Consider the following 21,287-nt stretch of genomic DNA (forward strand, 5'->3'; position numbering starts at 1 on the left):
TGTCGACCAAATCATCGGATTTCTGTGCGATTTTTGGGTGAAAAATACTAGGGTTTACCCTAAATTTGGAGTCTTGCAGATTTGAAAAGGCGCTTCATAACCGGTTCTGATGCACAATAAATGGAATCGATTACATGGTAAGTTCGGAGGCGTGATGGTCAAGATCGTGGATGTGGCAAAGCAGGCTGGGGTGTCCACAGCCTCCGTCTCCCGGGTCATTTCAGGTTTGCCCGGCGTCAGCGAAGAGACCCGTAAACGCGTCAATGCGGCGGTCAAGGCACTGGGTTACCGTCCCGATCTGGCCGCCAGGCGCCTGCGCTCCGGGCGCACCGACACGCTGGGACTGATCGTGTCGGACATTCGCAACCCCTTCTTCACCGAAATCAGCCGCGCAGTGGAAGATGTGGCCTACCAACACCGCATGCGTGTGTTGCTGTGTAATGCCGACGAAGACCCCGAAAAAGAAGCTTTTTACCTGGAGATGATGCGTGATGAAAACGTCAGCGGTGTCATTCTCTCGCCCACCTTGTCGCTGCTGACAGACTTTCGGCCACAGGATCACCCGTTTCCGATGGTGCTGGTGGACCGCTGCGAGCGCGATGTGGAAGCAGATGCCGTCATGTTGGACAATTTTGACGCAGCTTACCGCCTGACCGAACACCTGATCACACAAGGTTACCGCCGTGTTGTGTTCTTGTATGGTTCGGTCGGCTCCACCGGACCGCAGCGTTACCAGGGTTACCTGGCCGCCATGTCGGTGGCTGGCATCACACCCGAGGCCGAGCCGATCATCCCGCGCAGCGAACGCGCCCGCGAGGTGGCCGAGCGCATGTTGCGACGCAGGCCCCTGCCCGACGCATTGATGGCCAGCAGTGGGCTGGTGTTGCAAGGTGTTGTTGAGGCGGTCAAGGAGGCCGGGGTGACGGTGCCCAATGACATCGCCATCGCCGGTTTTGACGACCTGCCCTGGACCAGTCTGGTGACGCCGGACATCACCGTGATCCGCCAACCCACCAATGAAATCGGCCAGACCGCGCTGCGTCTGTTGCTGGAGCGGGTGGTGATGCCCGAGCGGGCGGTGCGCCGGGTGGTGCTGCGTGGCGAGTTGATGGTGCGCGGATCAACCCAAGCCAGGGTCTGACAGGTAGCGCATGCCATGCGACCTGGCTGCGCATTGGGGTTATGATGCTTTTCGGGTTGTAGCCCTTTTATAGATTGCTCAAGCAGCTATTAACCGTGTAGCAATTTTGACCCGCTGATTTTTTTGCCTGCCTATGCCAACAGACGCCCTGCTGACCCTCAAATTGCCCGAGGGTTACTCTTTTGCCGATCTCAAGCTGCGCCGCTGCGCGGACGACGCCATTGACCTGGACATGGATCTGGTCAAGCTGATCTGCAGCATCAACGGCCTGGACTTTGACAAGGTCTGCCAGGACCCCGGGCCGGTGGTGACCAGCATCCTGACGGTCTGGTACAAAAGCCACCTCGCGCAAGGCGGCCAGCCAGACGCGCTGATGGAGCAGCTCCGGCAACCGCAGCGCCAACTCAATTGAGCATCTGACTGTTTTGGCACGGGTCAGCGTGTGAATGCCGCGACCGCCAGGCCAGTGGCGTCCGTGTCGGCTAATGGCAAACAAGCTGGTAAACCAGTATGTTGAGGGCCGTTGACTGTCTGTGAGGCTTGTGTTGGTTATGAACCTTCTTGCGGCAACCGTCCAGACGTCGGCTTAAAACGCACCTGATGCATCCTTGGCTATGGCTGGATGCATCAGCACCCGCTTACACACGCCCTTTTTTGGGCCACATTTGCGCCGCCACCACCGCAGCAGCCAGCAGGGCCATACCGCCCAAAGCGATACCGATCCAGAACGTGACCGACTCGCCCAGAAAGGTCCAGCTCACGGTGCCACACATGGCCCGTGGCTCAAACACATTGGGCAACCATTGCTCCAGCGGCAGCCAGTCCGGGAAACCCTTGAAACGTTTGCAACTGGCGTCTCCGCCAGCCGCCACGATGCGCTCCAGGTCCAGCAACAACACCGCACGCGACAAGCTCCAAGCCAAGGCAGCCACCCAGGCGGCCAAGGCCAGCAGCCGCATTGGCCAGAATCTGGGCGCCAAGGCACCGACCAGCCCGGCGACCGCAATGCCCAGCACCCCGGCACGGATGTAAATACATTCGTTGCAGGGTTCGACGTGCAACACATGTTGCAAAAACAGGGCGATGCCATCCAGCGCCAGCGCCAGGGCCGCCAGCAGCAGCCAGGAGCGGCGTTGAGTAGACAGGGTGTAAAGGGTTCTGAGCACGTTGAGGACCTCTGTGAATCTGCCGCAAGCAGCGCGGCAAGCCAAGAAACACAGACAGTTTAGTGGGCGGCGGTGGCGATCTCGCCTTGAGCCGCGTTCATGGCTGTGGCCTTGGCGGCATCACCCATGGCCAGACCTTCGGCACGCACGATGCGCACATCTGTGATGCCAAAAAAGCCAAACACCACCTTCAGGTAACTTTCCTGGTGTTCCATGGCTTGGCCACCTTCGCTGGTGGAATAAGCACCACCGCGGGTGGAGGCCACGATCACCGTTTTGCCGGTGGCCAGACCGGTCGGACCTTTGTCGGTGTAGGTGAAGGTGCGACCCGGCTGGGCCAGACGGTCAATCCAGGCCTTGAGTTGGGTCGGGATCGAGAAGTTGTAAAACGGCGCGCCCACCACAATCACATCAGCGGCCAGGAACTGGCTCACCAGCTTCTCGGACAAAGCGTTTTCAGCACGTTGTGCCTCGGTCGGCTCAGCTTGGGCCACACCTTTGATGGCCAGCGCATCCGCGCCGAAGTGGCCAATCGGGTTGGCGGCCACGTCAAGGTACTCGACTGTGGTGTCGGGATGTCCTTTGAGCCACTGCGCCACCACCTCGGCGGTGAGCTGGCGCGAAGCAGAGTAGGTGCCCAGAATGCTGGAGTCGATGTGCAGTAATTTCATGGTGAAAACTCGGGTTGGGTGGAAAACCCAGCACAGCGGTGCTGAGGGTTCATTGATTCTATTTTTGGCGATATATTTTGATAACCAGCTGATTTGGGAAATACTGTTCCAAATTCGAAACAATGAACCCTTGATGGGCCTGGGTTTCCCCAGGCCCGGTGGCCAGATCGGCCACTGCTATCTCAGTGGTGGCCGTAGATCTTGCTGAAGTCGTCGCCACTGCGTTGTGCTTGTTCCAGCTCGGCCAGCACTTGGGCACGGGGCACGCCTTGTGTCACAGTCTTGGCAGGGTACTGGTTGGGGTACAGCTCATTGAGCAACTTGCCGGAGTCACCGTCGGCCACGATGTCACCCGTGCGTTGCGCTTCTGCCAGCTCGGCCAGCACTTGGGCGCGGGTCTTGCCTTGGGTCACGGCTTTGGCTGGGTATTGGCTGGGGTACAACTCGTTGAGCAACTTGCCAGAATCACCGTTGGCCTGGATGTTGCCGGTGCGTTGGGCTTCCAGCAACTCAGCACGGACCTGGTCACGTGTTTTGGGGGCGGACAAGTCGGCAGCGAAGGCATTGCCAGCCACCAAAGCAGCCAAAGAGAGGGTCAGAGCAGAGAGTGTTTTGCGGTTCATGATGTATTTCCTGAAAGAGTTTAAAAATCTCGGCAGACAATTTTTTGAGGTCCGTCCGGGTTCTTCGAAACACGGTGTTGAAGGTGTTTCGTCGATGGGATGAACTGTAAAGTTTCTGTTTAAGAAGAAAAATAGCGTCTGCGTCATCGCTGTGTTGCTATTTGCGAAATAATCAAAGCCTTGAAATTTCATCTCGAGGCACCATGGACCGATTGCTGTCAATGCGGGTTTTTCAAAAAGTCATCGACGAAGGTGGCTTTGCGGCTGCCTCACGTGCGCTCGACATCTCGCCTGCGGTGGTGACGCGCCTGGTAGCCGACCTGGAAGACCATCTGGGCACACGTTTGTTACACCGCAGCACCCGGCGTTTGTCACTCAGCGTGGCGGGAGAGGCCTATCTGACGCGGGTACGCCTCATCCTGCAGGACATTGATGAAGCCGACAGCCTGGCCAGTTCACAAACACATGAGCCCGAAGGCATCTTGCGGGTGCTGGCACCACCGGTGTTGGCCACCCATGTGCTCGCGCCGCTGATTGCGGACTTCAGGCAGCTGCATCCGAAGATCCAGCTCAACATTGAGGTGGCCTCGTTCAAGGAGCCACCGATTGAGGACTACGACATCACCTTGCTGCCCACCGAGGCGGACTTTGATGCCGACCTGATTGCCCGCAAGATTTCCGCCACCGAGGCCATCCTGGTGGCCTCACCCGCCTACATCCAGCGCAAGAATGTACCGGTGATCCCGCAAGACCTGGCCCACCACGAGGTGCTGCGCCTGAACATGTCGGGTCGTCCACAGAGCAGCTGGCGCCTGTTCAATTCGGCGCTTCAGGATGAGGTGCTGGATGTGGCCGTGCAGCCCGTTCTGTGGAGCAACCACACCGACACCCTGATGCGGGCGGTACTGGATGGTGCAGGCATCACCTCGGTGGCGGTGGATTTGGCCGCACCTTACCTGTCGAGTGGCCAATTGATCCGGGTGCTGCGCCCCTGGATCACCGGCCGCCTGGCGCTGTATGCGGCCTTGCCCAGCCGCCAGTTCTTGCCCGAACGCACCCGTGTGTTCCTGGAGTTTTTGACCGAGCGCACACGCCGGGAAACCAGCAGCGCGGTGCAAGCTTGCGAGGCCTGCTGATCCGTGATGGCCAGCTGCCCAGCCATGCCCGCCCCACCACCCGCCAGCGCCGAGTTCTGGCGTGACCCGACCCTACCGTATGCCGAGAGCCGCCGGGCTTGCCACAGCCGCGCCTGTTACAAAGCCCACAGCCACCCGAGCTTTTCCGTGGGCGCGGTGGACCAGGGTTCGAGCCGTTTCACCAGCGCGGGCACCGGGTCGTCGGTCATCCAGCCCGGCACCGTTGTGTTTGTGCCAGCCGCCCACGTCCATGCTTGCAACCCCCTGCCCAACCTGGCCTGGAGCTACCAGATGCTGCATCTGGAGGCCAGCTGGCTGCAGGCCCTGTGGCAGGAATCCGGCGTGCCTCCACTGCAGACGGTGCAGCTGACCCAGGATGCCGGTATCTACGCACGGTTCTGCCAGCTCAATGCTGTTTTGTTTTCTGACGCCAGCGCGCCAGAGAAGGAAATCGCCCTGATCGCGTTTTTGGGAGACTGCGCCAGCCATGGACAGCCTTCCCTGTCGCCGTCCCTGGCCCCGGACAGTCGCCACAAGTTGCAGCCTCTTCTGGCACATTTGCAACACGAGGCGGGTGCCCTGATCTCGTTGACCGAACTGGCCAAGATGGCCAACATGAGCCGTTACCAGCTGATCCGCGCCTTTCGCCAAGCCACCGGCCTGACCCCCCATGCCTACCAGCTGAACCAACGCATCAACCAGGCTCGCCATCACTTGCGTGCAGGTGAGCCGCTGGCTGACATTGCCTATCGCCTGGGTTTTGCCGACCAAGGGCATTTCCAGCGGGTGTTCAAGGCTCATGTGGGTGTGACACCCGGGCGCTACAAGGCCTAGTGGCGGGGCGGCGTCCGACACCCAAGGTCGCAATTTTCTTCAAGACATTGGCGATGGCGGTCTGCAGACTCCAGGGTTTTGCTCTTGAGAAAGTTGGACCATGATCCAGTCGTTTGTGATGTTTGCCCTTGCCCATTTTCTGGCCTTGTTGTCACCCGGGCCGGATTTCTTTCTGGTGGCCCGCACCAGCATGTCTGCCGGGTGGCGCGTGGCCAGCGGGGTCTGCCTGGGCATCGCGTTGGCCAACGGGGTGTTCATCGTGGTGGCTTTTGCCGGGGTGGCTGTTCTGCAGCCGGGCAACGCCCTCTTCATGCTGCTGCAGCTGTGTGGTTGCCTGTACCTGCTGTACATGGGGGTGATGTTCATCCGCCATGCGGGCCATAGCCCGTTGCGCCCGATGGCAGCTCGCACCGGACAACCCGCAGCGGCGGCCCGCCTGTGGTGGCGCGGCGCCGGCATGGGTTTTGTGTCGGGTGTCCTGAACCCGAAGAACGCGCTGTTTTATGCGAGCCTGGCCACTCTGGTGGGTGCCAGCCAAAGCAGCCCGGCTGTCAAGATCGGCTACGGTCTGTGGATGTTTTGTGTGGTGCTACTGTGGGACATTTTGATAGCGGTAGCGATAGGAAATACAAGGGTTCTCAGCCGATTTTGCAAAACACTGCCGTGGCTGGAGCGGGTGTCGGGTGGGGTGTTGGTTGTGTTGGCGGTGGGGGTGCTGGCCACGATGGTGATGGGACGGATGTCAGGCTGGCACGCCTGACTGGAGGGACGCCACAAACGCCAGCAGACTGCAGGCACCACCTGCCGCGGCGATGCCCATGGCCAGGAGTGGCCGCCAGGCCCACAGGCCAGCCACCAGCAAAGCGCTTGTCGTCAGATAACCCAGCCAGGCCACCCAGCCCACGCCTGGGCCCCAACCGTCGATGCTGACGTGTAATGAGGCGAGCAGCAACAGACCAGCTGCCAGACGCAGCGCCCACCGTAGGCGAATCGGCACGTCTCGGCGCCCGGTCAGCTGTTCATGGTGGCGGTCCATGGCCATACACAGTCCAGCCATGCCGGCATAGGCCAAGCTCAGAGCCAGCACGGTTGCGGGCAGCAGGTTCATGGTCTCTCTCCGGCTGGACCCAGAGAGGGGTGTGCCGTACGACGCGGCTGCCCTGCTTTGTCTGTGCGCAGCAGCAGTGCACCCCAGCCAGCCAGCAGGCCGAAAGCCATGCTGGTGAGCTCAACTCCGGCGCTTTCCCAGTCCCCGCGCGAGATCTCGGCAATGAGGTGATCTCCAGCCGTCAGCCCGTTGAGCACAGGCAGAAGCAGGCAAAGTGCCGATAGCGCCCAGAGCTGTTCGCGCCACGCGCGTTGTGGTGTCCGTGCACAAGCATGCACGAGTGTCATGAGCCACACGCCAAAGAACACCTGCAACTCCATCACAGCGCGTTCATACGTCGCCAGGGGAAGCAAGCGATTGGCCCAAAGGTAGGCCATGCAGGCAAGGGCCAGACCAGCGATGGCCGCGACATTGAGGGCCTCAATACCCCGATACACGCTTGCGGTTCGAGGGCCGAACTCGTTCAGAGATTTGTTGCGCCGCTTGACTGTGAACAGCACAGCACCCGTGCCCATCATGGCGGTGCCCGCCAGTCCACACAGGAAAAACAGCCACTTCATGGGCCATCCGCCCAGCCCGGCCATGTGCAGGTTGCTCATGACCTGGTTGGTGAAACTGGCGACACCGTCGGCACTACCGCCCGGTATCCGCATGTGTAATACCTTGCCATCGGGCGCAAATGCCACCATGCCGGTGGTGTCTGACATACGCCGCACCAGATCCTCTGGATCGTTCCAGCCATAAACGCTGATGCGCATGCTGGCATCTCCCGGATGATCCACCACCACAGCACGCACCGGCTGTCCTATCAAGGCCTCAGCCTGTGCCGCGAACGGCTCCAGCCCGGGTACGGGCAAAGGTCTCCCGCTACGTGGCTGCAGGCCCGGCGCGGTCAACTCAGTTGTGTAACGCAGGTGCGCTCCTGTGTCGTTGCCATAGTGCGCCAGAACACCGGCTGGCAAGTAGGTGGTCGCAGTGAAGACGATGCCGGTGTAGGCGATCATGAACTGGAACGGCAAACTCAGCACGGCCACGGCGTTGTGTGCATCCAGCCAACTGCGCTGGCCCTTTTTCGGCCGGAAGGTGAAAAAGTCTTTGAAGATGCGTTTGTGAGTGATGACGCCGGAGACCAGAGCCACCAGCATCACCATGGCGGCGAAGGCCACCACCCACAGACCCAATGTGCCGCCGTGCAGGTTGTAGTGAAAGTCGACGAAATGCTGCCCGCCCAAGGTGCCGCGCGCAGGCAGCGCCGGGGGTGGTTCGAGTTGTGTCGCACCAGTGTTGGCATCCAACTTGGCCTGGGCATAGAGGTGCTGGTCATCGAACCAATACACCTTGAGTTCGCCGCCTCCTTCGGCATCAGCTGGCCAGATCTCCCACATGTCTTTGCTCTGGTGGTGTTTGGCCATGTAGTCAATGGCGTAGGCCAGGCGCTGGGCCCGGCTGGCAACGGGGGCGGTGGCTGGCAAAGAGGCGCGGGCAGCTTCTTCTGCTTCTTCTTCGGCATGGTGTTCGGGCGTCATCCAATGTGTGATCGGCTCCTCGAACACAGCCAGCGACCCCGTCAGAAATACCGCAAACAGCAGCCAAGAGAACCACAGCCCACACCAAGTGTGTAGCCAGGCCATCGATTGGCGCAAACCGCCAGTTGCCGCCCCGGTTTCAGGCGTGTGTGTCGCTCTCATGTGCCGGTCCGTTGCAGCGCCAAGCCCAGAGTGGTCAACAGGACAGCGGGCAACAGCAGGCCTGTAGCCACGCGCCGCAAGTCGGGTTCTGTGAACACCCAAAGTGCCGCCACCAAATGCACCACAAAACCCAACAGCGTGGCGGTCAGCACGGCCTGCGCGCGTGGCATGGGCAACAGCGGCGGCAACGCCACGGCGAAGGCCGAGGCCAACGCGTAGCCAGCGAAGACCGCCAGCAGCACGCGCACCGCCAGACGCTGGCCGGGACCCAATGTCACGGCGTACCTCAGAACGCAATCCGTGCTGACAGGCTCAGCGTGCGCGGTGCACCGGGCATAGCGTAGTTGTCACCGTTGTAGACCCAGTACTGGCGGTCAGCCAGGTTCTGGATGGCACCGGTGAAAGTCACCTCCTTGCCGCTGATGCGTGTGACGTAATTGGCGCCTGCTTCAAGCACCGTGTAGGCCGCAATCTTGTAGCTGTTGGTGGTGTTCATCGCGGCCGAGCCAACGTACTTGCCTCCCAGCGACAGACCCAGGCCGGGCACCCCCGCAACCCGCCAATCGGCGCGTAATGCAGCCTGCACGTGTGGTGTGCCGGTGGTGCGTTTGCCCTCCAGCCCCGAAGTGTTTTGGACATAGGTTGAATCCAGCAGCATCACACCACCCAACAGCGACAGATCACGTGTCAGGCTCAAGCGGCCATTGATGTCCAGACCCTGGTAGCGTGTGATGCCGTCCTGGACATAGTAGTTGGCGGCGTTGGTGTATTCGGCGGTGCGATCCAGCCGGAACAGTGCCACGGAGCCGCTCCAGTGAGCGTGCTCGATCTTGTAACCCACTTCGTACTGTCGACTTTTGATGGGGCCCATCACCTCATACGCATTGGCGGTTGTCACACCGGCGGTACCACCTTTTTCCAGCGACTCGACAGCGCTCACGTAGAGTGTGGTGTCGGTGCTGGGTTTGAACAGCAGTGCGGCGGTGGGCGTGAGCGGGTTGCGCTCATAACGCGTCGTTGTGGCGCCGGCCCGGTTGAGGCTGACCTGGTCGAATTTGGTGTAACGCGCACCCAGGATCAGTGACCACTTGTCATTGAAGGCCAGCGTGTCACTGGCGAACAAGGCGGTTTGTGTGATAACGCTGCTCTTGTAGAGCGGATGATCTGCCGCACTGCCGGTGATGGCGAGTGTTGAATCGCTGTAGATGTTGGCGGAGCCAATGTCGTCGGTGTAGCTTGATGCGCGGTCCGATCGCGTGGTGAGTTCCTGGCGCGAGACACCGAAGGTCAGGTCGTGATCGATACCGTTGGTCTGCAACTTACCTTGGACTATGGCTTGCAGCACGTCGTAGTCCGAAGCGAAGCGGTAATCGGAACGGTCGGCGGTGTAGTTGCCGTTGAGGTTGTTCACATACAGCGTGCTGTAGTTGTAGTCGATGTCGCGGCGCGTGGTGCGCCAGGAGAAGTTGGCGTTCCAGTCGGGTGCAATGCGCCACTGCAGACCCGCAGTGGCGATGCGGTCGACCGTGTTGTAGTAGCTGCCATCCGGCTGTGTGGCCAGTGTCGGGTTGACCGGCGTTGGCATGGCCTGCAGTGCACTCAGGTCAACACCCCAGAAGTTGTTGCCGTTGGACAGGCGTTTGGAATACAACACGTCGAACGTGGCCGTGAGATCGTTGGTGAGGCGTGCGTCCATGGCCAGCGAGGCTGTGGTCCGGTCCAGCCTGCCACGGTTGACATAGGTGTCGCCTTCTTCATGGGCCAGGTTAAAACGGTAGCCAAAACGTTTGTCTTCACCAAAGCGTCCACCCATGTCCAGATGTTCGGACCAGAGCGAGTCCGACTTGTAGCCCACGGCGACGCTGGTTTGGGTGTCTTCGGTCGGGCGCTTGAGAACATAGTTGACGGTGCCGCCAGGCGCACCAAAGCCATACATGAAGCCACTTAAGCCTTTGAGCAGATCAATCCGCTCAAACGCCTCCATCGGCATGGTGTTGCCCCAGCTGGCCACAGGCAGGCCGTCGATCTTGAAGCCATTGCTGTCGTCCAGACCCAGCCCCCGCACACTGAATGAAGCACTCTGGCCGTATTCACCACCAGTTTGTTGTGTGGAAGCGTCGTAACGTAAGGCCTGCTCGGTGGTGGTAACCAGCCGCTCCTCCAACTCGGCACTGCCAACCGAGCTGATGGAGAACGGTGTATCCAACACACTGCGACTGCCCAATGCACCTGAAGAGGCCTTGCTCTTGAGGCTGGTGGCCAGACCTACAGCTTGTGAGGTGACGGTCACAGCCGCCAGCGTGGCATCGCCACCAGATGCAGGCGCGGCGCGGCGCACCACAACCTCGGCGCCTTTCACACTGGCCTCCAAACCACTGCCTGTCAGCAACTGGTCCAGCGCCTGGCGTACCGTCAGGTTGCCCAGTACCGCTGGTGCCTGTTTGCCGTCCACCAGTGCGGGGTTGACCAGCAGCTGCAGCCGGGCTTGCCGGGCCAGTTGGTTGAGCGCACTACCCAAGGGTTGCGCCGAGAGCGAGAGGCTGACGATTGGTGCGGGTGCCGCAGACTGGGCAACAGCGGTACCTGTCAGGCTGACAAGTGCCAAGGCCATGGCCAGGGCGACAGGGGCGGGGCGAAAATGGGGGTGCACCATGTGGGTAAAGCTCCAGAAGCAGAAAAATGAGGTTCTGCTTTGGAGACGCACCAGATGCATGCGTGTTGATGTCTGATATGAAATATTTTGCGTTGTACGAAGCCGCACCCAGGCGCCATGCTTCAGGTCCGGCTGGCAACGATCTCGGTCACCCCGTCTGCGTTGTGTAGTCGGACCGGTAACACCTGTGGCAACGCCCGTTCAAAAGCGTCAAGTCGGCGCAGGTCGAAGCTGCCGCTGATACGCAGCGCCGCAACCCGCGGGTCACGAACCACCAGGTGAACATCGCTGTAGCGACCAAACTCGGCCAAGGCGACGGCCAGCGGTGTGTTGTCAAAGTTGACGCGACCCTCACGCCACAAAGCGGCTTGGCCCGTGTCTTCTTGTTGCACCGGGCCGAGTCCGTTCACGGCATTGGCCACAAGCGATTGCCCGGCCGTGAGGTCGGCCATGCTGGACTGGTGCGCGCTGGCAGTGGCCTTGCTGTTGGCCGCCACGCGCACATGGCCCTGCTCCACCACCACACCCACATCGCCTTCGTGCAAACCAGCGCGGGTGTTGCGCACCGAGAAACGTGTGCCAACAACAGTCACCCGGACCGCACCGGCCAACACGTTGAATGGGTGCTCAGGATCTGGCTGAACAGCAAACTGTGCCTGGCCTTCGGGCAGCTTGACTTCGCGCCGGTCGCGGTAGTAAGTGACCTCGGCACGGGTGGCTGTGTCCAGCCACAGTTGGCTGCCGTCAGGCAGGCGGATTTTTTTCTGTTGGCCTCGCACGGTGGCGTAGCTTTCTGTGAAAGTGGGCGCATCATGCCACTGCTCCCAGCCCCACCAACCGCCACTGACCACGGCGAAGGCGATGGCCGCTGCCGAAAGCTGGGGCAACCACGCGTTCAGTGTCTCGCCAAAACGCCAGCGGCTTTGAGCCACCTTCTGCTTCACGGGTGCCGGGGTCGGTACCGAAGATGTAGGCAGTCGCTCCCAAAGCAGCTCAAACTGCTGGAAGGCTTGGACATGACGCTCATCAGCCGCCAGCCAAAGCTGGAACTGCCTCTCCTCCTCAGGTGTGAGTCCATCCTGGCGGCGAACCAGCCATTCGGCCGCAGCAGCGTCCAGCGGACTCTGCTGCGCCATGAACGCCGAATGCTCATCCGCTTCGTCCGTGTGCAAACGATGCGTCGAAGAAGGCGAAGAAGGACGGTGGGGCATGGGCGTGATGCAGGCTGTTCAAAGAGTAGACGCATGAACGTGACATCAGTGGATGTCACCGTCCACAAGCCACACGTCAAACACGAGTGTGCCAGCCTTTTGCAGCATCCAATGGGGTCTAGAGCTTGCCGTTGTGGTTGCCCTGCATTTGCGCATCACATGCCTTGCAGGCCAGGACCGCCCGGATGACGTGTTGCGCCACCATGTTGCGCGAGATGCCCATCTGGTCGGCAATTTCCTGGTGCGACAGGCCATCGAAACGGTTCAACATAAAAGCTTCACGGCAACGCTTGGGCAACTTGTTGATGGCTTCGAGCATGGCGAGGGCTTGTTGGCGAGCGTCCAGCGCCTGCTCGGGCTGGCACATCTGTGGCGCGTGTGGGTGCTCCAGTTCGCTCAGCGTGTCAAGGCTGTCGTGCAGGCGCAAGGTATCGCGCCGATGCTGGTCTGTCAGCAGGTTGCGCGCCACGCGATAGAGCAGCGCACGTGGTTCGGTCACGATCTGTGCCCGGCTAAGTGCGATCACGCGCGCGTAAGTTTCCTGAACCACATCAGCCGCAGCGTCGCGGTCCTTGAGTGCCTGGGCACAAAAGTTCAGCAGTTCTCGGTAATAGTGGATGTGCATGAGTGGCGCGCAAGGAAACATGTAAATGCGAATTACTCGCATCATATGCGATGCGACTTGTGGCTCATTGACGGCGTTATTCGTCAAACACAGGCTGATGACAGAGGGTCAATGGTGAGTGCCCGGATAGACAAGGCGTGCTGGGTGTGATCAGAGGCATACTCAGAGAAAACAAATCCTTTGTTCTCAGCCATCTGTTCTCAGCCATCTTTTAGGCTGCTGATAACAAATTCTCAAAATTGCATCACAGGGAAATGTCAAATAAAAAGTCTTTTGCTCACGATGCAAATTCTTAACATTGTTGACAATTCCATTCGAAGTTGAAGTTCGGGCTTAAAACATATTCTCAAAACCCCTTGTCAGCGTTGATGATTCCAACCTTCCCGTGTGATGCCACAATTTTGTCAATCCATTTGGCATGTCTGCGCGTAGGGCGCTGTTACAGCCTCCAATCTTCTTCCAATGATTTCTATGGGGCCAAGGTAAATCTCGATAACCAATTTGGGTATAGAGCAAATGAATTCGTTGAACGGGCATTGGATGGGACAGTGCCGCCAGAGGCATTGATTGAGCGTCATTCGATGTTTCCATTTATCTCCGGCTTCCTCACGTCCGACGTGACTAAGCGTTGGTGCGCAGCATTGGTCAGCGGCCATCCAGATGCCTACCGCCGATTCAACTCAGTGACACGTGATGGGATTCGTCGTTCGCAAGGGCTTCGGCAATGTACGGCCTGTGTTCTAGAAGACAAAGCAAAATATGGCACTGGGCATTGGCACGTCATGCATCAGATTCCTGCCGTTCACACTTGTGATGTTCACAACCAGGTACTGCACGATAAATGCGCTGGTTGTGGAGCTAATTTCGGAGTTGAATCAGGCTGGGGACTACCTGGAGAGCCTTGCATTCGTTGTGGTCATAGTCAAACAAAACCGATGCCTTTTGCGCCGGAAAGCCAGGGTTACCGGGCTCTTGCAGCCACGATCAGTCGTGCAATTCAGGGACAAGCACCAGAGCTTAGGCCAGAAATCAGGACCTGTTTACTAAGACGCCATATTTTCAAAACGAATTCGGATCCAACTGAACTGCTGTTTCGATTTCTGGACTATTGGAATGTTTTGAATTTGCGTGATTTGGAGGCGATTCTTCAATGCCGTATCGGGATTAGGGGTGCATTCAAACTATTTCGCGATGGCTGCGCCACAATCAGTATCTCGTTTCTGACCGCCGTCATTGCTTACGCGTGGGAGCAAACCATTGAGTCTGACCGCCAAGATATATTGGAGAATGGGAAGATCGAACCGAGAATCTTGGTGGGAACGGTGAATGTCGAGCCTCGTTCGGAGGACAACCTTCATGCCGAAATTGAAGTGATCGCGAGGCGCTTTCATCTTCCCGACAACGTGGCAGACCACTTAGCTGAGGGCAACCGCCTGTTGGCGACCGAATTGGTAGGCGGTTTGAACGTATTTCTGATCTTGGAAGGCTTAAGCCAGAAGGCACGCGAGCAATTCGTCGACCGCGTTCGTCAGTATCGACAGGGCTCGGCTGACAGAAAATCCAAAGTCAACAAAAGAGAGCCATCGAACCTAGAAGAAAAAATTTGCAAAATGAGAGGTGAAATTCAGAAGGTTATTGCCAATGGTTGCACTTCACGCAGTCAACTTAAGGGAATAAATGCGACCCTCTATCAAAACGCATTGCGGTTGGATCGCCAATGGTTGAGCAGTTTTTTGCCAAGTCAGCACCGCATCTTAAAGACTGCGGGTTTGACCGAAAAGCGTGATCACTACCGAGCACTAATTTTGACAGCGATCGGATCGGGTAAGACCTCGCGTATGGAGTTGCGGCAAGTCTGCAGCCACGCTTGCGATTTTGCGTCACGCTTTGATCGAAAATGGTTTGAGGTGATAGCCCCAAGGTCATCTGTCAGGCGTGGCACTGCTACGCCGGTCAAGCCTCGGAAGTGATCGAAATCTCCGAGGCTGGCGACCTGCTTTGCATCCGTCTGTGGCCGAACCCCACCAGCGGCGATGTGTTTCTACATGTGGTGTCGGCCTATACCTGATTTGCCCCTTATGAGGCCGCCAACTTTCTCGGAAGCAGCCTATCAGGCCTATCAAAATTGAACGTCCGGAACGTGGAAAATCGTAGACCCGGATCGCGTAGAGTAGAGATGTGGCGCGGTAGCTCCAGTGATAAAGCCGCTTCTGTTTGCCGCCTCGTAGCTACGACTCGGTGCCTACTTTTGCCCATCATAAGAATCCCCGTTTCCACATCCCCCTCATCAAACCGGACGTGCAGATTTCCCGCATCCGGCTTTCGGACAAGACTTCACGCCTTCGCGCACGCCTGCTCACGCCCCTGCGTATTCCAGTCAAAAAAGCCAGCTGTTCCGATTCAAACCGGCCAGTCATTCCGATTCAAAAAAGCCACCCATTACGGCCCCGACCTTGCCGGTCATTCCGGTTCAAAAAAGCCACCTTGCACTTGGCTGAACGATAGATCAAACCATCCTGGTATTGATCGCCTGTGTCTGAGTGCCCACCTCAGTTGCGTTGCCAGGGCGGGGTTGTCGGAACCCGGGGCTTCGGATTTGGTACTTTTAAAAGAGGCCCCCGCCAGGCCGCCGGAGGCCTCTGAAGTATTGCCACAAGTTACTTCCAACCAACTACTGACAAATGGCCGCAATCAACAGATCCGAACTTATCGCCTGATGGTGAAGCAGGTCAGGGTGGAGGCGCAAACGTAGCGTGACAGATGATTGGCTTGGGTGCAGCCAGGCTGATATCGTATTACGAGTAGTCGCCAGTGAGATACGCCCCAGGCCTGGACCTGGGATGCACCGAGCCAAAGACTCAGGCACAAGCCTAGACCCAGAAGGCGCACAAGCAGCTTCATACGCCTGAGAGATCGTCCAGCTTAGGCCTGTGCCTCAGGCGTCGCCACTGCCTGGACTTCGGGCTGGGCAGGTGTTGGTGTATGTGCTGCGGTTGTTGTTGGTACCGGGGTCTTCTCAGGTGCTGCAGCTGATGTCTTTGCCGGTGCCGGGCTCTTCTTAGCTGCCTTGACCACCACCTTGGCCAGCTTGTAGCTGCCCTGAGGACCGGCCACCAGTCGGCCCTCTTTGGTCAGGCGAGCTAGCGCGGCGGTCATGGAGCCCAAGGGAATGTTTGTTTCTTTGGCAACCACGGTCTGAATGATGTGTTCGAAGCTGTCGGTGTTGAGAACCTTCAACAGATGGGCCAGGAGCTTGGCTGGGTTGCCTTGGAGTTCCTGAGTGGCAGTTGCCGCTTTGGTGGCCTTGACCTTTGCGCCCTTGGTAATGGCTTTGGTCGCGGACTTGGTCACAGGCGCTTTGCTGGCCGGTTTGGCGGGTTTAGCAGCTTGTGCAGTGGGGGTAGCTGCCGATTTGCCAGCTGGAGTCTTGGCCGCGGTCTTTTTACCTTTGGCTGGCGGTGTGGCCGTTTTGGCGGTGGACGCAGCAGTTGGCGCCTTGGCTGCCTTGGCCGTCTGTTTCTTGGTGGCTTTTTTCACCTTGACGGTGGTGGCGCTGAGGTCGACGGCTTCGGTGGCAGTCTGCTTGGCCGCCTTCTTGGTGCTCGCGCTGGCCGGTGCGCTCAGGGCGCGGGTCTCGCGCACGATGGGCAGGTCTTCTTCGGTCAGTTCCCCGGCAATGCGATAGAGCTCGCGCAACTCTTCTTCGATGCCCGACAGCTTTTTGGACAGCCGTGCAGCCACTTGCCAGCTCTCGATCAGGGCGGCGTTGCCCAGGTTGTAAGGGTTGTTGAAGATGGCGGCGTTGGCGCGTTGGGCGTAGGCAGCGACTTCGTTCTTCAGTTTTTCATCAGCATTGAAAGCGGCGGCACCGAGCTTTTGCAGGGTACTGAGGGTTGAAGGGGAGATTGGCATGGAGAGCAGGTCCTTGGATAGAAAGGGAAAAAAGAGACAACTTCAAACGGGTCAGGACACCGGATGGATTAATAGAAGACGATCTGGATCGCGGTTGTCCAGACATCAAGTTATGGTCCCGAGCGGGACGGATTGTAGGAAGATGAAGAAAAAACGTTGGTGCGGTGACTGACCTTGCAAACCACGTCGTGGCGGTGAGGACATTCTCGACGCACCCACCCAGTGCCCAACGGATATCAGCAGCGGACGAACAAAGGTTGACATTCTCCAGCTTTTTCAATCGCTCGTCGGATCTCGCATAGCCCGTTAGCACGGCTCCTAACAAGCGCCTGCGCCCCTGAATTGCTTGCATGTCGGTTTCCGGGAGTTGAATTCGATTGGCTCTAGGTCGGGCTTGGGTCGACTGCCGCGACATGTCCGGGCCAGTTGCTGTCGTTTGTGAGTGACAGCTTTGGGGACGTGAGTTTGGTGCTGTTGTGAGTTTAGGCTCCAACCAGCGGCTACGCTTTTACCTATTGTTTCCCTAGGGTGTGTCATCAATCAATTCCGATGGTGCGAAGGGTTTAGCACCGCTCATGCGAGCCACACGATGGATGCAGCTAGGTGGATGGCACCCAGAAAGTTGCTAGCCGTCTTGTCGTAGCGCGTAGCAATAGCGCGGTACTGCTTCAAGCGTGCGAAGAAGTTCTCAATCAGATGGCGTGCCTTGTACAGATGGCGGTCATAGTCTCGCGGCTGTTTGCTCCTTGCCCTTGAAGGAATGACCACCGCCTTGCCTTTGGTGAGCAGCGGCTCGATCAGCCGAGCGTGGGCATCGTAGGCCTTGTCTGCGATGACGCTTTGCGCTGGCGTGTCCTTGAGCAGCACATCGGCTCCTTTGAGATCATGCTCCTGCCCTGGCGTGAGGAGAAAACCTGTCGGATTGCCCAGTGCATCCACAGTGGCGTGGATCTTGGTGCTCAGGCCACCGCGGCTGCGTCCGATGGCCTGCTTGTCTGGATCCCCCCTTTTGCCCCAGCACTGTGCTGGTGGGCTCGCACGATGGTGGAGTCGATCATCGTGTACTCGTTGTCCGCGTCCTGTACCAAGACCTCAAACACCTGTTGCCAAACGCCGCTTTCGCTCCAGCGCGAGTGGCGGGTGTGTACGACGCGAAAATCGCCAAAGCGCGCAGGCAGATCACGCCAGGGTATGCCTGCGCGGTAGCGGTACAGCACTGCATCTACGAAGAGTCGGTTGTCTTTTGCTGTGGCTCCAGGCTGACCTGCCTGACCGGGCAGCAGATCCTTGATGCAGTCCCATTGGGCATCACTGAGGGCATATCTTTTACTCATGCACTCTACATGGTGATTGGCTCGTGACTTTCAATTACAGGGGGATTGATTGATGACACGCCCTAGCCCGACGTCGTGATAGGCGGTTTTCAGGGCACCTGCCGCCTGCAAGGTTGGGACCACCTGGTCCAGGAACAGCGCCAGCGAACCCAGGCTGCCTCCGGGCAGGGCGATGAACCCGTCGATGGCATCGGCCGCTCGCCAAGCCAGGACCTGCTCGATCACATCAGCGGGTGTCCCGATCACCTGCCAATGCGCAGACGACACCACCTCGGGCAGGGCCAGCAGGGTCTCCAGCGTGGGCCGGTCGCTGGCGATGCGGCGCAGCAGCAGCTCGGCATGGGTGCGGCTGCGCACCGGCTGTGTTGGCGCCGCAAAGTCTTCGGGGCCAAGGCGGCGGTCATTCGGTAGGCCATCAACCGCGATACCCAGGATGGATGCCAGCTTGGCCAGGCGCTGTGGCCTATCCAGGTGTGTGTGCGCCTGCTCGAACAGGTCTTGTGCTTCGGCGCGGGTGCTGGCCAGGTACAGACTCAGCCCCGGCAGCACGCGCACATCCTGCGGTGAGCGGCCCGCCTGCGCGGCCAGTTGCCGCAAGCCGGTACGCAGTTCACTCGCCACGGCCAGCGTCGGCGCGGCGGCGAACACCGCGTCGGCAAAACGCGCTGCGAAGGATTGCCCGTCTGCGGAGGCGCCCGCCTGAAAAATCGGCACCCGCCCGAAACGGCCAGCGGGCAGTGTCAGCGGCCCCTGCACCTGGAAGTATTTGCCTTGGTGATCGATGGGGCGGATCGCCTGTGTGTCGGCATACAGGCCGCTGTCGCGGTCAAGCCGCAGCGCATCGGCTGGGTAGCTGCGCAGCAACGCCTGCACAACTTGCAGGCTTTCCTCGGCCTGGCGGTAGCGCTCGCTGGCTTCCAGGAAGGGCCGGTGCCCAAAATTGCCCTGGCCTTCCAGGCCGGTGACCAAGTTCCACGCCACCCGGCCCGCACTGATGGTCTGCAAGGAAGCCAGACTGCGTGCGATGTGGAACGGGTCCTGGAAACTGGTCGACATCGTCGTCACCACGCCGATGTGCTGGGTTGCACGTGCCACACAGGTCAACAACAGGGTCGGGTCCAGCGCGCTGGTGCCCGGCCCTTGCGCCTGCGACAACGGGTCGAGAAACACCGTGTCCGGTCGGAACACAAAGTCCAGGCAGGCCCGTTCCGCGCGTTGGGCCAGCCCAACATACAGGTCCACGTCGTGGTGGCGTTCTGCCTGGCTGTCAGCGCGGCGCCAGGCGCTGCCCGAGAGCCAGGTGCTGGCCAGCGACAGGCCGGCGATCATGGGGGTTGTCATACATCTCTCCTTCAACGATGGGGAGGCGCATCGGCTGAGGCGCCCTGTAGTGAGGCCACCGGCACCACCAAGGGTGAGCCGGTGACCGGATCCTGTATCACCTGCGCCTGGATACCGAACACCTCTTGCACACGTTGTGGTGTCAGCAGCTCGGTCGGTGTGCCAGCGGCCACGATCTGGCCCTGCTTCATGGCAATCAGGTGGTGTGAGTAGCGGGCCGCGAGGTTCAGGTCGTGTAACACCATCACCAGCGTCTTGCCCATCTCGGCATTCAGACGCCGACACAGCTCCAGCACCTCCAGCTGGTGGGCGATGTCCAGGTAGGTGGTGGGCTCGTCGAGCATCAACACATCGGTGTCTTGCGCCAGCACCAACGCGATCCAGACCCGCTGGCGTTGCCCGCCCGAGAGCTGCTCGACCAGGCGCTCAGCGCTGTCGGTCAGGCCGGTCTCGGCCAGCGCGTGCGCCACGGCGGCTTCGTCCTCGCGGCTCCACTGGCGCAAAAAGCCGTGGTAGGGAAAGCGCCCGCGCGAGACCAGTTCACGCACGCTGATGCCCGGTGGCACGGAGGACACCTGGGGCAGAAAACCCAGACGCTGTGCCAGTTCACGTCGGCCGTAGGCTGCCAGTGCACGGTCGTCAAATGTCACCTGCCCGGCGCGCGGCTCGATCAGGTGACACAGGGCGCGCAACAGTGTGGACTTGCCACAGCCGTTGGGGCCGATGATGGTGGTGATGGCGCCGCGCGGAATCTGCACGTCCAGGCCATCGCAGACCACCCGCTGCTCGTAGGACAGGCGCAGACCGGCGCCAACAAATAGGGGATGCATCAGAGAGATCTCAGTCGGGGAATGGCAAACACCAAATAAACACCACCGATCAGCGCCGTCATCAGGCCCACCGGCAGGTTCAGTTCAAAAGGCAGGGTCTGGCTGAGCACGTCCACGCCCAGCAACAGCAAGGCACCGGTCAGCGCCGATGGCCACAGTGGCCGACCGTGTTCGCCGGTCAGGAAAGCGGCCAGACGTGGCGCGGCCAGGGCGATGAAGGCGATGGGTCCCGCCGCACCGGTGGCCAGCGAGGCCAGCAGCACAGCACAAAAAGCCATGAAGGCCTTGACCTTGAGTGCGGGTACACCCAACTGGCGCGCCAGGTCGTCGCCCAGCTCCAGCAGCATCAGGCGCGACTGGCCCAGCAGCGCCAGGGGAAGTATCACCACCACTCCCGCCAGCAGGGGCAGCGCATGCCCCCAGGTGCGGGTGTTGAGCGAACCCGACAGCCACAGCTGCGCCGACAGCGCTTGTTCGAGTGCACCGCGCAGCAGCACCGCTTCGTTCAGCGCTGAGAGCGTGGCCCCCACGCCAATGCCCACCAGCACCAGCCGGTAGCTGGCCACCGCGCCACCACGCAGCGACAACGCAAAAACCACCAGCGCGGTGAGCAGGCCCGAACCCACCGCAAACACCGCCGAGGTGACGCTGGAGGTGCCACCGAGCACAAAGTACACCACCGCACCCGAAGCAGCGCCGGTGGTGAAACCAATGACATCGGGCGAGCCCAGCGGGTTGCGTGAGAGCGACTGAAAGATGGCCCCCGATACCGCCAGCGCCGCCCCGGTGAGCAAGGCCGTCAGCACACGCGGTAGCCGGATGTCGAAAACAACTTTGCGTTCCAGCGCCGAGCCGTCGCCCCAAAAAACGATGTCCAGCACCTGCAGCAAACCCAGCGATATCCGCCCGGTGCCCATGGCCAGCAGCACCAACACGGCCAGCGCCGTCAAGAGCAGTAACACCACGATCAGTTGCCGTGGTACCCATTGCAGCGAAAGGTGACCTCGGCGCAGC

At 59.9% G+C, this 21,287-nt stretch carries 20 protein-coding genes; 6 read left to right on the forward strand and 14 right to left on the reverse strand.

Annotation, left to right across the window (positions count from 1 at the left end; all coding sequences use genetic code 11):
* Positions 1–190: 190 nt before the first annotated feature.
* A complete protein-coding gene (locus tag FDG13_RS07010) occupies positions 191–1,141 on the forward strand; it encodes a LacI family DNA-binding transcriptional regulator (RefSeq protein WP_370528180.1) in 951 nt (316 codons plus the stop codon).
* A 133-nt stretch (positions 1,142–1,274) separates the two neighbouring features.
* Entirely contained in the window at positions 1,275–1,553 is a 279-nt protein-coding gene (locus tag FDG13_RS07015; protein WP_180126094.1) for a hypothetical protein, read from the forward strand.
* 226 nt (positions 1,554–1,779) lie between these two features.
* Here FDG13_RS07015 and FDG13_RS07020 read toward each other — a convergent pair whose 3' ends face one another.
* From FDG13_RS07020 to FDG13_RS07030, 3 genes are all read right to left on the reverse strand, one after another.
* Positions 1,780–2,307, reverse strand: a complete 528-nt coding sequence (locus FDG13_RS07020; RefSeq protein ID WP_180126096.1) for a disulfide bond formation protein B — start codon at positions 2,305–2,307, stop codon at positions 1,780–1,782.
* A gap of 59 nt (positions 2,308–2,366) precedes the next feature.
* Entirely contained in the window at positions 2,367–2,978 is a 612-nt protein-coding gene (locus tag FDG13_RS07025) for an FMN-dependent NADH-azoreductase (RefSeq protein WP_180126098.1), read from the reverse strand.
* A 182-nt stretch (positions 2,979–3,160) separates the two neighbouring features.
* Positions 3,161–3,601, reverse strand: a complete 441-nt coding sequence (locus tag FDG13_RS07030) for a DUF4148 domain-containing protein (protein WP_180126101.1) — start codon at positions 3,599–3,601, stop codon at positions 3,161–3,163.
* A gap of 203 nt (positions 3,602–3,804) precedes the next feature.
* On the opposite strand from FDG13_RS07030, the gene FDG13_RS07035 reads away from it, so the two are divergent.
* The 3 genes from FDG13_RS07035 to FDG13_RS07045 all read left to right on the forward strand — a co-directional run bounded on the left by FDG13_RS07035 (position 3,805) and on the right by FDG13_RS07045 (position 6,331).
* Positions 3,805–4,737 carry a LysR family transcriptional regulator gene (locus FDG13_RS07035; RefSeq protein ID WP_180126103.1) on the forward strand — a complete coding sequence of 311 codons (933 nt, stop codon included), beginning with the start codon at positions 3,805–3,807 and terminating at the stop codon, positions 4,735–4,737.
* A 24-nt stretch (positions 4,738–4,761) separates the two neighbouring features.
* Positions 4,762–5,571, forward strand: a complete 810-nt coding sequence (locus tag FDG13_RS07040; protein ID WP_180126106.1) for an AraC family transcriptional regulator — start codon at positions 4,762–4,764, stop codon at positions 5,569–5,571.
* 100 nt (positions 5,572–5,671) lie between these two features.
* Positions 5,672–6,331 carry a LysE family translocator gene (locus FDG13_RS07045; RefSeq protein WP_255435133.1) on the forward strand — a complete coding sequence of 220 codons (660 nt, stop codon included), beginning with the start codon at positions 5,672–5,674 and terminating at the stop codon, positions 6,329–6,331.
* Here the strand turns inward: FDG13_RS07045 and FDG13_RS07050 are convergent.
* From FDG13_RS07050 to FDG13_RS07075, 6 genes are all read right to left on the reverse strand, one after another.
* Positions 6,314–6,679 carry a DUF3325 domain-containing protein gene (locus FDG13_RS07050; protein ID WP_180126108.1) on the reverse strand — a complete coding sequence of 122 codons (366 nt, stop codon included), beginning with the start codon at positions 6,677–6,679 and terminating at the stop codon, positions 6,314–6,316. The genes FDG13_RS07045 and FDG13_RS07050 overlap by 18 nt on opposite strands.
* Positions 6,676–8,367: a PepSY domain-containing protein gene (locus tag FDG13_RS07055; protein ID WP_180126110.1), complete on the reverse strand. Its 1,692-nt coding sequence runs from the start codon at positions 8,365–8,367 to the stop codon at positions 6,676–6,678. The genes FDG13_RS07050 and FDG13_RS07055 overlap by 4 nt, the downstream gene beginning before the upstream one ends.
* Positions 8,364–8,645 carry a hypothetical protein gene (locus FDG13_RS07060; RefSeq protein ID WP_180126112.1) on the reverse strand — a complete coding sequence of 94 codons (282 nt, stop codon included), beginning with the start codon at positions 8,643–8,645 and terminating at the stop codon, positions 8,364–8,366. The genes FDG13_RS07055 and FDG13_RS07060 overlap by 4 nt, the downstream gene beginning before the upstream one ends.
* A gap of 8 nt (positions 8,646–8,653) precedes the next feature.
* Positions 8,654–11,020 carry a TonB-dependent receptor gene (locus FDG13_RS07065; RefSeq protein WP_180126114.1) on the reverse strand — a complete coding sequence of 789 codons (2,367 nt, stop codon included), beginning with the start codon at positions 11,018–11,020 and terminating at the stop codon, positions 8,654–8,656.
* 122 nt (positions 11,021–11,142) lie between these two features.
* Positions 11,143–12,231, reverse strand: a complete 1,089-nt coding sequence (locus FDG13_RS07070) for a FecR domain-containing protein (protein WP_218942648.1) — start codon at positions 12,229–12,231, stop codon at positions 11,143–11,145.
* Between the two features lie 118 nt (positions 12,232–12,349).
* Positions 12,350–12,856, reverse strand: a complete 507-nt coding sequence (locus tag FDG13_RS07075) for a sigma-70 family RNA polymerase sigma factor (RefSeq protein ID WP_180126116.1) — start codon at positions 12,854–12,856, stop codon at positions 12,350–12,352.
* Positions 12,857–13,212: 356 nt separating this feature from the next.
* Here FDG13_RS07075 and FDG13_RS07080 point away from each other — a divergent pair, with 356 nt between their 5' ends.
* Complete coding sequence (locus tag FDG13_RS07080; protein ID WP_180126118.1) at positions 13,213–14,826, forward strand: TniQ family protein; 1,614 nt, start codon at positions 13,213–13,215, stop codon at positions 14,824–14,826.
* A 952-nt stretch (positions 14,827–15,778) separates the two neighbouring features.
* On the opposite strand, the gene FDG13_RS07085 is transcribed toward FDG13_RS07080, so the two are convergent.
* The 5 genes from FDG13_RS07085 to FDG13_RS07105 all read right to left on the reverse strand — a co-directional run bounded on the left by FDG13_RS07085 (position 15,779) and on the right by FDG13_RS07105 (position 21,238).
* Positions 15,779–16,768: a hypothetical protein gene (locus FDG13_RS07085; protein ID WP_180126120.1), complete on the reverse strand. Its 990-nt coding sequence runs from the start codon at positions 16,766–16,768 to the stop codon at positions 15,779–15,781.
* 573 nt (positions 16,769–17,341) lie between these two features.
* A protein-coding gene (locus FDG13_RS07090; protein ID WP_370528181.1) for an IS5 family transposase occupies positions 17,342–18,102 on the reverse strand; the annotation gives its coding sequence in 2 pieces (ribosomal slippage) (positions 17,342–17,778 and positions 17,778–18,102; 762 coding nt in all).
* A gap of 30 nt (positions 18,103–18,132) precedes the next feature.
* Positions 18,133–19,443, reverse strand: coding sequence for an NtaA/DmoA family FMN-dependent monooxygenase (locus tag FDG13_RS07095; RefSeq protein ID WP_180126122.1), 1,311 nt, complete (start codon positions 19,441–19,443; stop codon positions 18,133–18,135).
* Positions 19,444–19,454: 11 nt separating this feature from the next.
* The gene (locus tag FDG13_RS07100) at positions 19,455–20,273 is read right to left on the reverse strand and encodes an ABC transporter ATP-binding protein (RefSeq protein WP_180126124.1); all 819 of its coding nucleotides are present in this window, start codon (positions 20,271–20,273) and stop codon (positions 19,455–19,457) included.
* On the reverse strand, positions 20,273–21,238 hold the full coding sequence (locus tag FDG13_RS07105; protein ID WP_370528182.1) for a FecCD family ABC transporter permease: 966 nt from the start codon (positions 21,236–21,238) through the stop codon (positions 20,273–20,275). Before FDG13_RS07105 ends, FDG13_RS07100 begins: the two co-directional genes overlap by 1 nt.
* Positions 21,239–21,287 lie beyond the last annotated feature (49 nt).

Origin of the sequence: Rhodoferax sp. BLA1 (assembly GCF_013416775.1) — a bacterium.
Lineage (GTDB): Bacteria > Pseudomonadota > Gammaproteobacteria > Burkholderiales > Burkholderiaceae_C > Rhodoferax.

What these genes read in the sequence shown, in the direction of transcription:
- FDG13_RS07065 (WP_180126114.1), bottom strand. Translation starts at nt 11,020, where the DNA reads ATGGTGCACCCCCATTTTCGCCCCGCCCCTGTCGCCCTGGCCATGGCC.
- FDG13_RS07050 (WP_180126108.1), bottom strand. Translation starts at nt 6,679, where the DNA reads ATGAACCTGCTGCCCGCAACCGTGCTGGCTCTGAGCTTGGCCTATGCC.
- FDG13_RS07095 (WP_180126122.1), bottom strand. Translation starts at nt 19,443, where the DNA reads ATGACAACCCCCATGATCGCCGGCCTGTCGCTGGCCAGCACCTGGCTC.
- FDG13_RS07040 (WP_180126106.1), top strand. Translation starts at nt 4,762, where the DNA reads ATGCCCGCCCCACCACCCGCCAGCGCCGAGTTCTGGCGTGACCCGACC.
- FDG13_RS07085 (WP_180126120.1), bottom strand. Translation starts at nt 16,768, where the DNA reads ATGCCAATCTCCCCTTCAACCCTCAGTACCCTGCAAAAGCTCGGTGCC.
- FDG13_RS07075 (WP_180126116.1), bottom strand. Translation starts at nt 12,856, where the DNA reads ATGCACATCCACTATTACCGAGAACTGCTGAACTTTTGTGCCCAGGCA.
- FDG13_RS07015 (WP_180126094.1), top strand. Translation starts at nt 1,275, where the DNA reads ATGCCAACAGACGCCCTGCTGACCCTCAAATTGCCCGAGGGTTACTCT.
- FDG13_RS07045 (WP_255435133.1), top strand. Translation starts at nt 5,672, where the DNA reads ATGATCCAGTCGTTTGTGATGTTTGCCCTTGCCCATTTTCTGGCCTTG.
- FDG13_RS07030 (WP_180126101.1), bottom strand. Translation starts at nt 3,601, where the DNA reads ATGAACCGCAAAACACTCTCTGCTCTGACCCTCTCTTTGGCTGCTTTG.
- FDG13_RS07035 (WP_180126103.1), top strand. Translation starts at nt 3,805, where the DNA reads ATGGACCGATTGCTGTCAATGCGGGTTTTTCAAAAAGTCATCGACGAA.
- FDG13_RS07055 (WP_180126110.1), bottom strand. Translation starts at nt 8,367, where the DNA reads ATGAGAGCGACACACACGCCTGAAACCGGGGCGGCAACTGGCGGTTTG.
- FDG13_RS07025 (WP_180126098.1), bottom strand. Translation starts at nt 2,978, where the DNA reads ATGAAATTACTGCACATCGACTCCAGCATTCTGGGCACCTACTCTGCT.
- FDG13_RS07100 (WP_180126124.1), bottom strand. Translation starts at nt 20,273, where the DNA reads ATGCATCCCCTATTTGTTGGCGCCGGTCTGCGCCTGTCCTACGAGCAG.
- FDG13_RS07070 (WP_218942648.1), bottom strand. Translation starts at nt 12,231, where the DNA reads ATGCCCCACCGTCCTTCTTCGCCTTCTTCGACGCATCGTTTGCACACG.